Consider the following 13905-nt stretch of genomic DNA (forward strand, 5'->3'; position numbering starts at 1 on the left):
TCGGCTCAGAGCTGGGTGACGTCCAGCTCCCCCTGCGCGTACTGCCTGCGCAGCACCTTCTTGTCGAACTTGCCGACGCTGGTCTTCGGGACCGACTCGATGATCGTCCAGCGCTCCGGGAGCTGCCACTTGGCGATCTTGCCCTCGTCGGCGAGGAAGGCGCGCAGCGTCTCGAAGTCGGCGGTGGCGCCCTCCTTGAGGACGACCGTGGCCAGCGGGCGCTCGCCCCACTTGTCGTCGGGGACGGCGACGACGGCGGCCTCGGCCACGTCCGGGTGGGCCATCAGCGCGTTCTCCAGATCGACGGACGAGATCCACTCGCCGCCGGACTTGATGACGTCCTTGGCGCGGTCGGTGAGGGTGAGGAAGCCGTCCGGGGAGATGGTGCCCACGTCGCCGGTCTTCAGCCAGCCGTCCTCGCTGAACTTGTCGGCGGGGCGCAGCGGGTCGGCGTCGGGGCCGTTGTAGTAGGCGCCCGCGATCCAGGGGCCGCGGACCTCAAGCTCGCCCGCGGACTCGCCGTCCCAGGGGAGGCGTTCGCCACCGGGGCCGGTGAGGCGGGCCTCGACGCCGGAGGGGAAGCGGCCCTGGGTGAGGCGGTAGCCGAACTCCTCGTCGGTGCCGACCGCGTGCGCCGGGGGCCGGGCGATGGTGCCGAGCGGGGACGTCTCCGTCATGCCCCAGGCGTGGCAGACCCGCATACCCAGCGCGTCGAACGCCTCCATCAGGGAGGGCGGGCAGGCGGAGCCGCCGATGGTGACCTGGGTGAGGGAGGAGACGTCGCGCGGCCTGGCGGTCAGCTCGGCGAGCAGCCCCTGCCAGATGGTGGGGACGGCGGCGGCGTGCGTCGGCTTCTCGCCCTCGATCATCTCGGCGAGCGGCGCGGGCTGGAGGAAGCGGTCCGGCATCAGCATGTTGACGCCGGTCATGAAGGTGGCGTGCGGCAGGCCCCAGGCGTTCACGTGGAACTGCGGGACCACGACCAGCGAGGTGTCCTGGTCGGTCAGCCCCATCGACTGGGCCATGTTGACCTGCATGGAGTGCAGGTAGATCGAGCGGTGGCTGTAGACGACGCCCTTGGGGTCGCCGGTCGTGCCGGAGGTGTAGCACATGGCGGCGGCCTGGCGTTCGTCCAGCTCCGGCCAGTCGTACGCCGTCGGCTTGCCCGCGAGCAGGTCCTCGTACTCGTGCACCCGGACGCCGCCTGCCGCGGCGGCCTCGGTGAGCGGCGCGCGGTCGCCGACGCCGTAGACGACGACGTGCTCCACCGTCTTGAGGTGCGGGAGCAGGGGCGCGAGGAGGGGGAGCAGGGTGCCGTTGGCGATGACGACGCGGTCGGCGGCGTGGTTGACGATCCACGCGAGTTGCTCCGGGGGGAGCCGGAGGTTGAGGGTGTGCAGGACCGCGCCCATGGACGGGATCGCGAAGTACGCCTCGACGTGCTCGGCGTTGTTCCAGGCCAGGGTCGCCACCCGGTCGTCGGCGGCCACCCCGAGGTCGTCGCGCAGAGCGTGCGCGAGCTGGGCGGCGCGGGCGCCGATCTCGGCGTAGCTGCGGCGGTGTGGTTCGCCCTCGCCTGTCCAGGTGGTCACCTGCGATGTGCCGTGGATCGTCGACCCATGGGTCAGGATCCTTGAGATCAGCAGCGGTACATCCTGCATGGTGCTCAGCACGGCGTTCCTCCCGGGCGACATTGCCTACGCGACCGCCTGCGCGGGGCGGGCACCGGCGGGCGGTGCCGGTCGGGTGCGCGGCGGTAATGGGTTGCGCTGATTCTGCGCGCATACCGCGCGGTATGTCACTAGCCGGAGGAATGATCGATCAGGTCACGTTACGGACCGGTCGGACCCGCGAGCGGGCTCAGGAGCGGACGAAGCCCAGCTCGGGGTCGTCGCGCAGCTTGCCGAGGGCACGGGACACGGCCGACTTCACGGTGCCGACGGAGACGTCCAGCACCTCGGCCGTCTGGGCCTCGCTGAGGTCCTCGTAGTACCGGAGGACGACCATCGCGCGCTGTCGCGCGGGCAGCCGCATGATCGCCCGCCACATCGCGTCGTGCAGCGCCTGCCGCTCAGCCGGGTCGCCCCCCGTGCCGGGCGCGGGCTCCGGCTCGGGCAGTTCGTCGCAGGCGAACTCGTCGACCTTGCGCTTGCGCCACTGCGAGGTACGGGTGTTCAGCAGCGCGCGGCGCACATAGCCGTCGAGGGCACGGTGGTCCTCGATGCGCTCCCAGGCGACGTAGGTCTTGGCGAGCGCGGTCTGGAGCAGGTCCTCGGCGTCGCTCGGGTTCGCGGTGAGCGAGCGGGCGGTGCGCAGCAGCACGGGCTGGCGGGCCCGTACGTAGGAGGAGAAGGAGGGGTACGGCGCGTACGGGCCGGTCGGGTGCCCGGTGCGGGTCGGGTGGCTGCCGGGGAGCGTGGGTGTGGTCTGCCTCGCCGCAGTGGCGGCCTCCGAAGCGCTGGTGCAGACGGGTGTGGTCATGGCTCAACGCTAGGAGCGGCACCCGGGGGCGCGGATCGGCCGGAGGTCCTGAAGGCGGGTCCCCCTCAGGTTGTAGGGGTGGTGCTGGCTGCACCTCCTGTAGGTGGACTGGAGGGGGTGGGGTACTGCGGGTTGAGTCATGGGCGACCCTGAGCCGCCCCTGTCAGACCCTGAGCCGCCACTGTCAGACCCTGAGCCGCCACTGTCAGACCCTCATCCGTCCTCCGTCAGGACGAGCCCTGACGTCGGCACCCCCGTCCCGGCCGTCACCAGGGCCCGTCCGGCCCCGGGGACCTGGTTGACGGCCGTGCCGCGGAGCTGGCCGCCATGGGTGTTGATCGGCAGCCGCTCCTTGGCGGCGAGCCCCTCCCCCCAAACGCCTGTGCGGCGGCGCCGAAGCACCGCCGCACACGCTGACCTTGATCACCCCACGAAGCACTTCCCCTCAGGAGGTCAGCTCACCACCACAGCGGCGAGAAGCTGACGGCGGTGTTGTCGTTGCCCTGGTTGACGGCCGTGAAGGCGGCGCCGTCGACCTGGGCGCTGTTGCTCTGGTTCGAGGCGCCGGAACCGGTCGCCTGCTGCTGGCTGGTGGCCGAGTTGCCCGTGTTGGCGCCGCCGACACCGCTGCCGACGACGCCCGCGAGGGCGTTGCTGACGGCCGCGCTCGATCCGTTGTCCGCGAACGAGCCGTTGTCAGCGCTCGCGCCACCGGAGAAGAGGGCGGCGGCGAGCGGCAGGGCGGCGACAGCGGCGATGACGCGGGCGGTACGGATGCTTGCCATGTGTGTTCCTCCAGAACCAAGGACGCGAAGGACGTGAGCGGTCTGTCCGACCGCGAACGCGTGAAGCAGAGCTGTCACCAAGGCAGTTGGCCGACCACCTCGGTGCGGTGAGCACGACGTCGCGAGACCAGGGTTGCCCACCGAATCCCCGCCGAACCACCCCGGAAGCCCCGATTCGCCCCCAAGCGTGATGACATGTCGATAAACCCTTTTCACCTCCTAATCCCCCAACCCAGGACACCCCGAGCGGCAGCGAACGAGGACACCCCAAGCACCGCAAGGGATGAAGCGTTCCGCCACGCCCCCACCCGATCCCCACCCCCGGGCGAGTCACCCCCCGGAACCACTCCACCCCCCTTCCTTTCTTCGAACACGCGTACGAAAATACTCGTATGGCCACCACCGACCGGCAGACCTCCACCCTGGCCCTCGCCCACGCCCTGTCCGCCGCCGAACGCGGCCTGGCCGTCATCCCCCTGTCCCGCGCCAAGCTCCCGGCCCTGCGCTCCCCGCACCGCGACGACCCGACCGCCCCGCCCTGCCACGGCGAGTGCGGACGCTTCGGACACGGGGTGTACGACGCCTCGACCGACCCGCGCCGCATCCGCGAACTCTTCGCCGCCGCGCCCTGGGCGACCGGCTACGGCATCGCCTGCGGCCTGCCCCCGCACCACCTGATCGGCGTCGACCTGGACACCAAGTCGGGCACGGACTCCTCGACGGCCCTGCGCGAACTGGCGCTGCGGCACCTCTTCACGATCCCGCCCACCGTGGTCGTACTCACCCCGAGCGGCGGTCGCCACCTGTGGCTGACCGGCCCCCCGGACGTGGCGGTCCCCAACTCCGCGGGCCGCCTCGCCCCCGGCATCGACATCCGCGGCGCGGGCGGCTACCTCGTCGGCCCCGGCTCCCGCACCGACCACGGCACCTACGCCACGGCCCCCGGCACGGCCCACCTCGCCCCGGCCCGCTGCCCGACGGCACTGCTACGGCTCCTGCTCCCACCCCCGCGCCCGCGCGCGTCGGGCAGGACCACCGGGGCCCACGGCCAGGGCCTGGTCCACTTCGTCCAGGCGGCGCACGAGGGCCAGCGCAACACCCGCCTGTTCTGGGCGGCCTGCCGCGCCTACGAGAACGGCCTGGCCCCCGCCCTGCTCCCCGCCCTGATCGAGGCGGCCCGCACCACGGGCCTCACGGAACGCGAGGCCCGAGCGACAATAGCCTCGGCGGCCCGCCTGACGGGTCATCACACCTAGGACTCGGAGGAGGAGCCCATGGGCAGAAGACGCTACGTCGCCCGCGGCGTCCCCGGCGGCTACCGCATCTGGGACAACAAGGGCCGCCGCTACTGGGGCGACCTCTACGAACTCTGCCCCGACGACCTCCTGACGGAACTGAACACGACGGCGGACCAGACCCGCATCGCGAGGCTCCTGAAGCACTACCGAGCCCTGAAGCGCTAGTTACTCACCGGCACACGCCGGATAGAACGCGCCCAGCCCTCCCTCGGGCATGGCAGTGGGCGTCTCCTGATCGGTCACGTCAGCGTCCTCCCGATACCGCCGGTTATCCTCACTGTCGCCCTTCTCAAGCCCGCCCTCACCCCCAAGCCGGGCGGACGTCGCGTACACCCCGTCACCTTGATGCCCGTAGACGGCGAGATCCGGGTACCGGTCATGGTTGTAGTCAGCGACGGCGACGGCCCGCGGCTCACTCACCTCGACACGCCGATCACTCTGCCCCCGCCCACGCGCCGAAAACGGCCCGAGCCGCAGCTCGGAGACAGAGGGCGCCACGGGATCGTCCCCTTGGAACGCCGGGGTGGCCACGACAAAAAGATCACTCCACCCATCCCGATCAAAGTCGGCCACCACAGCCAGCACATCCTCGGCCCCGTCCCCCCGCTCCCCCACAAGCTCCCGCGGCCCGACCTCCACCCCGCCCCCGAAGTCCACGACCATCTCACCCCCGGTCAGAGACGGCGCGGAAACCCGATCGGCAACCCCATCCCCATCCAGATCGGCGACAAGCCCTCCATCCGCCCTCACACAACTCACCACCCCAGGCCCACCCTCGGGCCGCGCGGGCACCTCCCCACGCCCGTCCCCACACCCGGCCACCAGCCCACCCAGCACAACGAGACAGCCCACACCCCGAGCCGCCCTCACCCCACCGATCACCACGAAACGAGGGTAGGCGACCCCCACCCTCCCCCCGAGCGCAACCGGCCCCCGACCTGAAGAACCAGGTCGGGGGCCGTTCCGCTGCGCGGTGGGTGTGGGATTTGAACCCACGGTGACTCGCGCCACGACGGTTTTCAAGACCGTTCCCTTAGGCCGCTCGGGCAACCCACCCGTGCCCCGGTCCACCTGGGGCGGAGCGGGTACAGCGTACCGGGCGTCGGGGTTGCGCGGGGGTGGTGGTGGGTGGTCGTCCGTGTTCCGGTTGCCGTCAGGTTCCGCAGCAGCATCCGGTCGCGGTTCTCGTCTGCTCGCCGGGAGTGCCGCAAGTGGTCGCGGTCGACCCCGGCTTGACCGCGCGGACGATGGCCGAGTGCATGTCGGCGGCGACCGGATGGGTGGGCGTGATCTCGACGTCCGTGAAACCGGCCGCCTCCAGGCCCCGGCGGTACTCCGCGAAGGACAGGGCGCCGGCGATGCAGCCGACGTAGTCGCCGCGTTCAGCGCGCTGTTCGGGGGTGAGGGTGTCGTCGGCGACGACGTCGGAGACGCCGATGCGGCCGCCGGGCCGGAGGACGCGGAAGGTCTCGGCGAACACGGCGGGCTTGTCGACGGACAGGTTGATCACGCAGTTCGAGATCACCACGTCGACGGTGTTCGCGGGCAGCGGGATGGACTCGATGGTGCCCTTCAGGAACTCGACGTTCGTCGCGCCCGCCCGCTCAGCATTGGTGAGGGCCAGGGCCAGCATCTCGTCGGTCATGTCCAGCCCGTACGCCTTGCCCGTGGGGCCCACGCGGCGGGCGGAGAGCAGGACGTCGATGCCGCCGCCCGACCCCAGGTCGAGGACGCGTTCCCCCGCACGCAGTTCCGCTACGGCGGTCGGGTTGCCGCACCCCAGTGACGCGGCGACCGCCTCCGCGGGCAGGGCGGCGCGCTCGTCGGCGGCGTAGAGGGTGGAGCCGAAGTTCTCGTCGACCTCGACGGGCGCCGGGCCGCAGCAGGCGGCGCCGCCCTCCGTGACCTTCGTGGCTGCGGCGGCGTAGCGCTGGCGGACGACTTCGCGCAGATCAGTGGCGCCAGTGGCACCAGTGGGATCAGTGGGATCGGTGGGATCAGTCTTCTGGTCGGTCATTGCTCACTCCTCGTGACGGGCATGGCGGTGCCCTGAACGTTCTGTATAGACGTTCCTCGATACAAGCCAGCTTGCGCCTTGGATCGGCCGTCGTCAATATAGAAGTGTGTCGAAACAAGAGCTTGTGGTGATCGAGCAGGCCACCGCCTGCTGCGCCGGACTGTCCGCCGCGCCGCTGGACGACGACCAGGCGGCCCAGCTCGCGAAGGTGTTCAAGGCGCTGGGCGATCCCGTCCGGCTCCGGCTGATGTCGATGATCGCCTCGCGCGGCGAGGGCGGTGAGGGCGGCGAGGTCTGCGTGTGTGAGCTGACACCGGCCTTCGAGCTGTCCCAGCCGACGATCTCCCACCACCTTAAACTGCTCCGACAGGCCGGGCTCATCGACTGCGAACGGCGCGGGACCTGGGTGTACTACTGGGTGCTGCCCGGCGTCCTTGACCGCCTCGCCGCGTTCCTCACCAGCGCCGCCCCGTCGCCGTCTTCCTCTGCGTCCCCGTCACCCTCTCCGTCGCCGTCTCCCTCTCCGTGACACCCCGCCCCAGCTCAAAGCGGAACCCCCTGAAGCCGCGTACAACCTGACGGCTCCCTGGTGAGTCGTGATCGGCGGCGGTGGCAAGCGGACGCTGTCGTCGACATCCAACAGTCGCCGGACAGCGCAACAGCCACCGATCACCCGCCGCCGCCCGGCACCCACCACTCACCAAGTCCAGAGCGATGGAGATCCATGAACCGACCCAGACGCGCCCCGGTCCCCACCGTCGCCAGCGTCACCACCGCGGCCACCGTCGTGCTCGCCACCGTGGGTGGGCTGCTCGCCGCGGCCGGTCCGGCGTCCGCCGCCGTGACCTGCGTATCGCCCGTGTTCAAGCGGACGTTCTACGCGAACACCACCTTCTCCGGGACCCCCAAGCGCACGGACTGCGACGGTGTGATCGACCAGGACTGGGGCACCGGCGCCCCGGCGGTCGCGGGGATGCCCGCCAACTACTTCGGCGTGCGCTGGGCGATGACGCGGGACTTCGGGTCCGGTGGGCCGTTCCAGTTCACCGCCTCCTCCCGGGACGGCATCCGCGTCTACGTCGACGGCGTCCGCAAGGTCGACCTGTGGCGGAACGTTTCCTCCACCGTCTCCAAGACCGTGAACCTCACCATCCCCGCGGGCAGGCACAGCCTCCGCGTCGACTTCGTCAACTGGACCGGCGCCGCCAACGTCAAGTTCGCCTACGCGCCCCGGACGTCGGCCACCGTCGACACGGTCAAGCCGCTCGCCCCGACCGGCGCCGCCGTCACCTACGACCCCGCGACCGGCGCGACCCGCTTCACCTGGGCGAAGAACAAGGAGATGGACCTCGCCGGGTACAAGGTCTACCGGCGGCTGAAGGGCACCTCGTACCCCGCGAAGCCGCTGGCCACGACGACCGCCACCTCGTACACCGACACCACCGCCCCCAAGGACGGCAACGTCTACTACTACGAGGTCCGCGCCTACGACAAGGCGGGCAACGTCTCCTCCGGTACCGCCGACCTCGGTGTCACCACCGTCGACCGGACCGCGCCCGCCGCCCCCAAGGGCGTCGAGGGCAACTGGGCGATGGGCAGCCCGGAGAACGTCACCCTGTACTGGGACGGCAACACCGAGCCCGACCTCGCCGGGTACCACCTGTACCGCTCGACGTCCTTCCCGGTCGCCCGCACCGCCGGGAACCGGCTGACCGGGGCGCCGCTGACGAGCAGCTACTACAGCGGGCCGCTGCCGCAGACCGGCGACGTCTACTACTACGTCGCCACCGCCGTCGACACCCACGGCAACGAGTCGGCGCCGTCCGGCACCGCGATGTACTACAGCGACGACCACACCGGGCCGGTCAACACCGCCCACAACCTGCGGGCCGGGGAGGACGAGGCGGGCGTCACGCTCAGCTGGGACGCCTCCGCGGTGAGCAGCGCCGACTTCGCGGGCTACGCGGTCTACCGCTCCGCCAAGCCGCGCACCGCCGGGGTCACCGGCACTCTGGTCGGGGAACACGTGTACGGCACGTCGTTCACCGACGCCGCGCCGCCGCCCGGGGTGACGTACTACTACTCGGTCATCGCCGTCGACCACGAGGGCAACGGCGGGCCGCCGTCCAACGAGGTCGCCGTCGACGTCGCTGGCAACACCACCGCGCCCGCCGCGGTCACCGGTCTCACGGCGGTGCCCGAGGAGAACGGGGTCGCGCTGGCCTGGGACGACGCCAGCGGGTCCGGCCTCGACCACTACCTCGTGCTGCGCGGCACCCGCGCGAGCGGTGAAGAGGCGTGGAAATACACGCCCGTATCGCCCCAGCGGAACGCCGAGCCGTCCTTCCACGACACCGTGGCCGCCGACGGCGAACAGGTGCGCTACGCCGTCATCGCCGTCGACCAGTACGGCAACCAGCTCACCGTCGACAGCGGCGCGAGCGTCGTCGACGTGACCGAGCTGGACCTGCGTCCGACCGGCGTCCCGGCCGCGACCGGCGCCCCGCTCACCTACCTGAGCGCCGGGCCGCACCGGGACCTGCACTGGGCCCTGCCCAGCGACCGCAACGACAGCGGCAGCCCGCTCACGGGCTTCGACATCCGGCGCTGGAACCCGCAGAGCAAGGCGTTCGAGCTGATCGCCAGCGAGCCCGCCGACAGCCAGTCCTTCTACGACCTCACGCAGCCGTCGGCCACGACCGTCTACTACCGCCTCACGGTGCGGTACGCGGACGGCACCGAGTCGGGGGCGTCGGAGGTCGTGGCCGTGACGAGCTGAGGCCGGGTCAGCTGTCGCCCACCCGGGAGTCCAGGGTGACGTCCACCGTCCTGGTCCTGCCGTCGCGCTCGTAGGTGAGCGTGACCTTGTCGCCCGGCTTGTGGGTCCAGATCTCGCCGATCAGGGTGGGGCCGGAGTCGATGACGTGATCGTCCAGCTTGGTGATCACGTCGCCCGGCTTCAGGCCCGCCCGGTCGGCGGGGCCGCCCGGCTCCACCGGCTCGGAGCCGCCCGCGCCGGTGTCGGTGATCTTCGCGCCGTCCGTGGTGTCCTCCAGGGAGACGGAGGCGCCGATCCGGGCGTACACCGGCTTGCCGTTCTTGATCAGTTCCTGGGCGACGTACTCGGCCTGGTTGATCGGGATCGCGAAGCCCAGGCCGATGGAGCCGGACTGGCCGGTGCCGAAGCCGCCGTTGCCGCTGGACTGGATCGCGGAGTTGATGCCGATGACGTTGCCCTGCGCGTCCAGCAGCGGGCCGCCGGAGTTGCCGGGGTTGATGGAGGCGTCGGTCTGCAGGGCGCTCATGTACGACGCCTGGCTGCCGGAGCCGTCGCTGGAGGCGACCGGGCGGTTCTTGGCGCTGATGATGCCGGTCGTGACCGTGTTGGAGAGGCCGAAGGGCGCGCCGATCGCGATCGTCGCGTCGCCGACGGCGACCTTGTCGGAGTCGCCGAGCGTCAGCGGCCTCAGGTTGGACGGGGCGTTCTTGAGCTTGATGACCGCCACGTCGTAGCCCTGGGCGTGGCCGACCACCTCGGCGTCGTACTTCTTGCCGTCCGGGAAGGTGGCCGAGACCTTGCCGCCGTCGACGGCGTCCGCCACCACGTGGTTGTTGGTGATGATGTGGCCCTCGGTGTCGAAGACGAACCCGGTTCCGGTGCCGCCCTCGCCGCTGCTGCTCTCCGCCTCGATGGTGACCGTGCTGGGCAGGGCCTTGGCGGAGACGGCCGCGACCGTGCCCGGGTCGCGCTTGAAGTCGCCGCCGCTGTCGGAGGCGGAGACCGTCGTGGAGCTGGTGTCGTCGTCGTTCTTGGCGAGGGTGTAGCCGAGCCCGCCGCCGAGGCCGCCCGCGACCAGCGCGGCCACCAGGACCGCGGCGATCAGCCCGCCGCGCCCGCTGCGCGGCGGCTTCGGCGCGGCGACCGGGGGCTGCTGGTACGGCCCCGCCGCCGCCCCTCCCGCTCCCGCACCCCAGAGCGGCTGGCCGCCGCCGTCCGCCGTCTCGGGACCGGCGACGGGGTGCGCCGCGGGGGGCGGCGGGGGCCAGTTGGTGTCGGGGGCGGAGCCCGCCTGCGGGGAGGCTGCGGGAGTATCCACCGGCACGGGAGGTGCAGACGGGGCCGGGGGTACCTCAGTGCCCTCGTTCTCGGTGCTCACAGCTCTTCTCCTCGGTCCACGGCTCGATCCACGGCTATGTGGCTCTGTGTTTTTGTATGCCGTCAGCTTTTCCCACGGGCCATCAGGGCACCATAAGCGGTCGCTGTGGGTTCACGGCCATCCTTTATATGAGACATTTTCGAGCACAAACGTGCATCCGTAATATCTCACCCATACCTCGTCGCCCTCAGGTCACCGACCCGCCCCGCACGGTTACCCCGTCCCGGTGGCACCATGACGCGGTGACCCACGCACGCCAGCACCGGATCCAAGTCGTCGCCCACCGCGGCGCCTCCGAGGACGCGCCCGAGCACACCCTGGCCGCCTACAAGAAGGCGATCGAGGACGGCGCCGACGCCCTGGAGTGCGACGTACGGCTGACCGCGGACGGCCACCTCGTCTGTGTGCACGACCGCCGCGTCAACCGTACGTCCAACGGCCGCGGCGCCGTCTCCGCCCTGGAACTCGCGGACCTCGCCGCCCTGGACTTCGGCTCCTGGAAGAACCCCGACGCCTGGCGCGGCCGGGACGAGGAACCGGACTGGGAGCACCGCCCGGGGGACGCGGGCGGGCCGGGGGACCCGTCGGACACCTCCGTGCTCACCCTGGAGCGGCTGCTCGAACTCGTCGCCGACGCCGGGCGCCCGGTGGAGCTGGCCATCGAGACCAAGCACCCCACGCGGTGGGCCGGTCAGGTGGAGGAGCGGCTGCTGCTCCTGCTGAAGCGGTTCGGCCTGGACGCCCCGCCCGCGGCGGAGCCGTCGCCGGTACGGGTCATGAGCTTCTCCGCGCGCTCCCTGCACCGCGTGCGGGCCGCCTCGCCGACGCTGCCGACGGTCTACCTCATGCAGTTCGTCACACCGCGACTACGTGACGGCCGTCTCCCGGAGGGGGTGCGGATCGCCGGTCCGTCGATCCGGCTGGTGCGCAACCACCCGGTCTACGTCGAGCGGCTGAAGCGCGCCGGGCACCAGGTGCACGTGTGGACCGTCAACGACCTCAAGGACGTCGATCTCTGCGCTGACCTGGGCGTCGACGCCATCATCACCAACCGCCCGCGCGCGGTGCTGCGCCACCTCGGCGGCTGAGAGCGGCTGATGGCGGCTGGAGGCGACTGAACCGGCACGGGCCGCGGGACGTGCAGAAGGGGTGAGAACCCGTCGCCGTGTGCCCATTACGGGGAGTGCCCCGGCGCGTTCGGACCGTATTCGATCGTTGCGAATGCGTCACCGGAAGAGGATTGGCCGGTTTCCGGTTCAGGCCATTGGGGCATCCACACCGTGGCGTGGGGCGAAGGAGGTCTCGGGGGTGGCGTTGGTGGTGGCACAGGAGGTGCCCACGTCGTCGAGCATGGCCGTACCCCATGGCCCTGCGGGCGTGGGGAAGGCAAGGCACCGGATGCGGGCGCAACTGCGCAGCGGCGGGGTGGCGGAATCGGTCATCGACGACGCCGTACTGATCCTCTCCGAGTTGCTGAGCAACGCGTGCAAGCACGGGCGGCCCCTGGGTGACGCCCTCTCCGGCGACGGTGACGTCCGCGCCGCGTGGCGCGTCGACCCCGGTGGTCGGCTCGTCGTCGAGGTGACGGACGGCGGCGGCCCGACCCGGCCCGCCCCGGCGACCCCGTCGGTCACCGCGCACGGCGGCCGGGGGCTGAACATCATCACGGCGCTGGCCGACGACTGGGGCGTACGGGACGACGCCCGCGGCGAGGTCACGGTCTGGGTCGTCGTCCACGACGACGTGTACGACCCGGACGCCGGGCACCGGCGCGACGACTTCGCCAGCCGCGTCACCGCGCCGTCGATCACGGCCATCCCCGATATCTCCGACCTCTCGGACATCCCGGATATGCCGGATATACCGGTCATCCCGGGGCTGGACTTCGCGGACGCGTTCGACGACCTGGACTGACGGTTCGGCGGTGGGCCGCCGACGGCAGGGCCGCGGCCCGCCCTCGGGGAGCGGGGGTGACGGAGTTGTCCACAACTCCCGCGTCGTCCACACCGTCCAACCGGTCATGACCGGAACGGCTAGGCTCCCGCCGTACCAGACGAGCCGTTTCCGGGAGACACCCACCATGGCCAAGAAGCGACCCCAGACGAAGGCCAAGCGCCCGCAGCTCACGGACGGAGAGATCCCGGTTGTCGGCGCCCGCGAGCCCTGCCCCTGCGGCAGCGGGCGGCGCTACAAGGCCTGTCACGGCCGGGCCGCCGCGCAGGCCGAGACGGAGCTGGTGCAGCGCCCGTTCGAGGGCCTGCCCGGCGAGTGCGACTGGGTGGCCCTGCGCGAGCTGGTCCCGGCCGCCACGGTCCCGCTGACCCTGAAGGGCGGCCTCCCCGAGGGCGTCCCGTCGGTCACGCTCGCCACGGTGCTGCCGATGGCCTGGCCCGCGCTGCGCCGCGACGACGGCTCCGTGCTGCTGGGCCTCCAGAACGACACGGCGTCGGGGGACATCAGCCGCGACCTCGCGGACACCCTCCAGCGCGCGCTGGAGGCGAAGCCCGGGACGCCCGTCCAGGGCCGCCGCGCCCCGGCCGACGGTCCGCGCCTGCAGGATCTGCTCGACGCCGAAGGCGCGTTCGAGCCAGTTGTGCACCCGGGCTTCGAGTTCTGGGTCCCGGACGCGGAGAACGCCACTCCGGAGGTGACCGCCTCCCTGGAGCGGGCCAACGCCGCGGCCATCCCGACCGTCCGCCTCCAGGGCGTGGACGCCGCCTACTGGTGCGAGACGCCGGACAAGAACCACCTGCGCTGGGTCATGCCGCACGCCGAGGAGCGTCTCCTCGACGCCCTGGCGCGCCTGCACGCGGCGGGCCGCTCCAGCCTCGGCGAGGGCACGCGCCTGGTGGGCTCCTTCCGGGCGCACGGCCTCACCGTGCCGGTCTGGGACCTGCCGAGCGGTGTCACGGCGGACGACATCGAGAAGCCCGCCGCGGAGTTCGCCGAGCGGCTCGCCACCGCGCTCGCCACGGACGCCCCGCTCACCCCCGAGGAGCGCCGGGCGCGCGGCGGTCTGACCAACCGCCAGGTCACGCTCAGCTGACGCACAGCGGAACGACGGTCTCCGGCTGACCGACCGGTCAGCCGGACCCGCACCGCACAAACCGGCCGGAATGGCTGACTCCGTTTGCAACTCGGCCCAGCCCCACGCCAGTCGGTGTCCA

At 71.6% G+C, this 13905-nt stretch carries 13 protein-coding genes, 1 tRNA gene and 1 pseudogene; 7 read left to right on the plus strand and 8 right to left on the minus strand.

The genetic code is table 11. From position 1 onward, the window contains the following. Nucleotides 1-5: 5 nt before the first annotated feature. From ACFQZ6_RS17785 to ACFQZ6_RS17800, 4 genes and pseudogenes are all read right to left on the minus strand, one after another. A complete protein-coding gene (locus ACFQZ6_RS17785; protein ID WP_381610120.1) occupies nt 6-1694 on the minus strand; it encodes a long-chain fatty acid--CoA ligase in 1689 nt (562 codons plus the stop codon). Nucleotides 1695-1860: 166 nt separating this feature from the next. Beyond that, nucleotides 1861-2481: a SigE family RNA polymerase sigma factor gene (locus ACFQZ6_RS17790; protein WP_381610122.1), complete on the minus strand. Its 621-nt coding sequence runs from the start codon at nt 2479-2481 to the stop codon at nt 1861-1863. 213 nt (nt 2482-2694) lie between these two features. Then, nucleotides 2695-2838: pseudogene (locus tag ACFQZ6_RS17795) on the minus strand (lipid-transfer protein); the annotation flags it as partial. 101 nt (nt 2839-2939) lie between these two features. Further along, on the minus strand, nt 2940-3266 hold the full coding sequence (locus tag ACFQZ6_RS17800) for a hypothetical protein (protein WP_381610125.1): 327 nt from the start codon (nt 3264-3266) through the stop codon (nt 2940-2942). Between the two features lie 392 nt (nt 3267-3658). On the opposite strand from ACFQZ6_RS17800, the gene ACFQZ6_RS17805 reads away from it, so the two are divergent. Together ACFQZ6_RS17805 and ACFQZ6_RS17810 are read left to right on the plus strand one after the other, a co-directional pair. Next, nucleotides 3659-4522, plus strand: a complete 864-nt coding sequence (locus ACFQZ6_RS17805) for a bifunctional DNA primase/polymerase (RefSeq protein WP_381610128.1) — start codon at nt 3659-3661, stop codon at nt 4520-4522. 18 nt (nt 4523-4540) lie between these two features. Beyond that, on the plus strand, nt 4541-4729 hold the full coding sequence (locus tag ACFQZ6_RS17810) for a hypothetical protein (RefSeq protein WP_381610131.1): 189 nt from the start codon (nt 4541-4543) through the stop codon (nt 4727-4729). Here ACFQZ6_RS17810 and ACFQZ6_RS17815 read toward each other — a convergent pair whose 3' ends face one another. From ACFQZ6_RS17815 to arsM, 3 genes are all read right to left on the minus strand, one after another. Continuing rightward, nucleotides 4730-5227, minus strand: coding sequence for an FG-GAP-like repeat-containing protein (locus ACFQZ6_RS17815; RefSeq protein WP_381610133.1), 498 nt, complete (start codon nt 5225-5227; stop codon nt 4730-4732). Between the two features lie 308 nt (nt 5228-5535). Continuing rightward, a tRNA-Ser gene (locus tag ACFQZ6_RS17820) sits at nt 5536-5620 on the minus strand. 97 nt (nt 5621-5717) lie between these two features. Further along, a complete protein-coding gene (arsM, locus tag ACFQZ6_RS17825) occupies nt 5718-6581 on the minus strand; it encodes an arsenite methyltransferase (RefSeq protein ID WP_381610136.1) in 864 nt (287 codons plus the stop codon). 106 nt (nt 6582-6687) lie between these two features. On the opposite strand from arsM, the gene ACFQZ6_RS17830 reads away from it, so the two are divergent. Together ACFQZ6_RS17830 and ACFQZ6_RS17835 are read left to right on the plus strand one after the other, a co-directional pair. Beyond that, nucleotides 6688-7110 (plus strand): ArsR/SmtB family transcription factor, encoded by a 423-nt coding sequence (locus ACFQZ6_RS17830; RefSeq protein WP_381610139.1) that lies wholly within the window; start codon nt 6688-6690, stop codon nt 7108-7110. A gap of 195 nt (nt 7111-7305) precedes the next feature. Beyond that, nucleotides 7306-9360, plus strand: a complete 2055-nt coding sequence (locus tag ACFQZ6_RS17835) for a PA14 domain-containing protein (RefSeq protein ID WP_381610142.1) — start codon at nt 7306-7308, stop codon at nt 9358-9360. A 7-nt stretch (nt 9361-9367) separates the two neighbouring features. Here ACFQZ6_RS17835 and ACFQZ6_RS17840 read toward each other — a convergent pair whose 3' ends face one another. Next, nucleotides 9368-10738, minus strand: coding sequence for a S1C family serine protease (locus ACFQZ6_RS17840; protein ID WP_381610145.1), 1371 nt, complete (start codon nt 10736-10738; stop codon nt 9368-9370). Between the two features lie 242 nt (nt 10739-10980). Between ACFQZ6_RS17840 and ACFQZ6_RS17845 the strand changes: the two genes are divergently transcribed. The 3 genes from ACFQZ6_RS17845 to ACFQZ6_RS17855 all read left to right on the plus strand — a co-directional run bounded on the left by ACFQZ6_RS17845 (nt 10981) and on the right by ACFQZ6_RS17855 (nt 13784). After that, nucleotides 10981-11826, plus strand: a complete 846-nt coding sequence (locus tag ACFQZ6_RS17845) for a glycerophosphodiester phosphodiesterase (RefSeq protein ID WP_381610148.1) — start codon at nt 10981-10983, stop codon at nt 11824-11826. A 133-nt stretch (nt 11827-11959) separates the two neighbouring features. Then, on the plus strand, nt 11960-12652 hold the full coding sequence (locus tag ACFQZ6_RS17850; protein ID WP_381610151.1) for an ATP-binding protein: 693 nt from the start codon (nt 11960-11962) through the stop codon (nt 12650-12652). 166 nt (nt 12653-12818) lie between these two features. Then, nucleotides 12819-13784: a DUF5926 family protein gene (locus tag ACFQZ6_RS17855; RefSeq protein WP_381610154.1), complete on the plus strand. Its 966-nt coding sequence runs from the start codon at nt 12819-12821 to the stop codon at nt 13782-13784. The last annotated feature ends 121 nt before the right edge of the window (nt 13785-13905 follow it).

Source organism: Streptomyces flavalbus, from assembly GCF_042674625.1.
GTDB lineage: Bacteria > Actinomycetota > Actinomycetes > Streptomycetales > Streptomycetaceae > Streptomyces > Streptomyces flavalbus.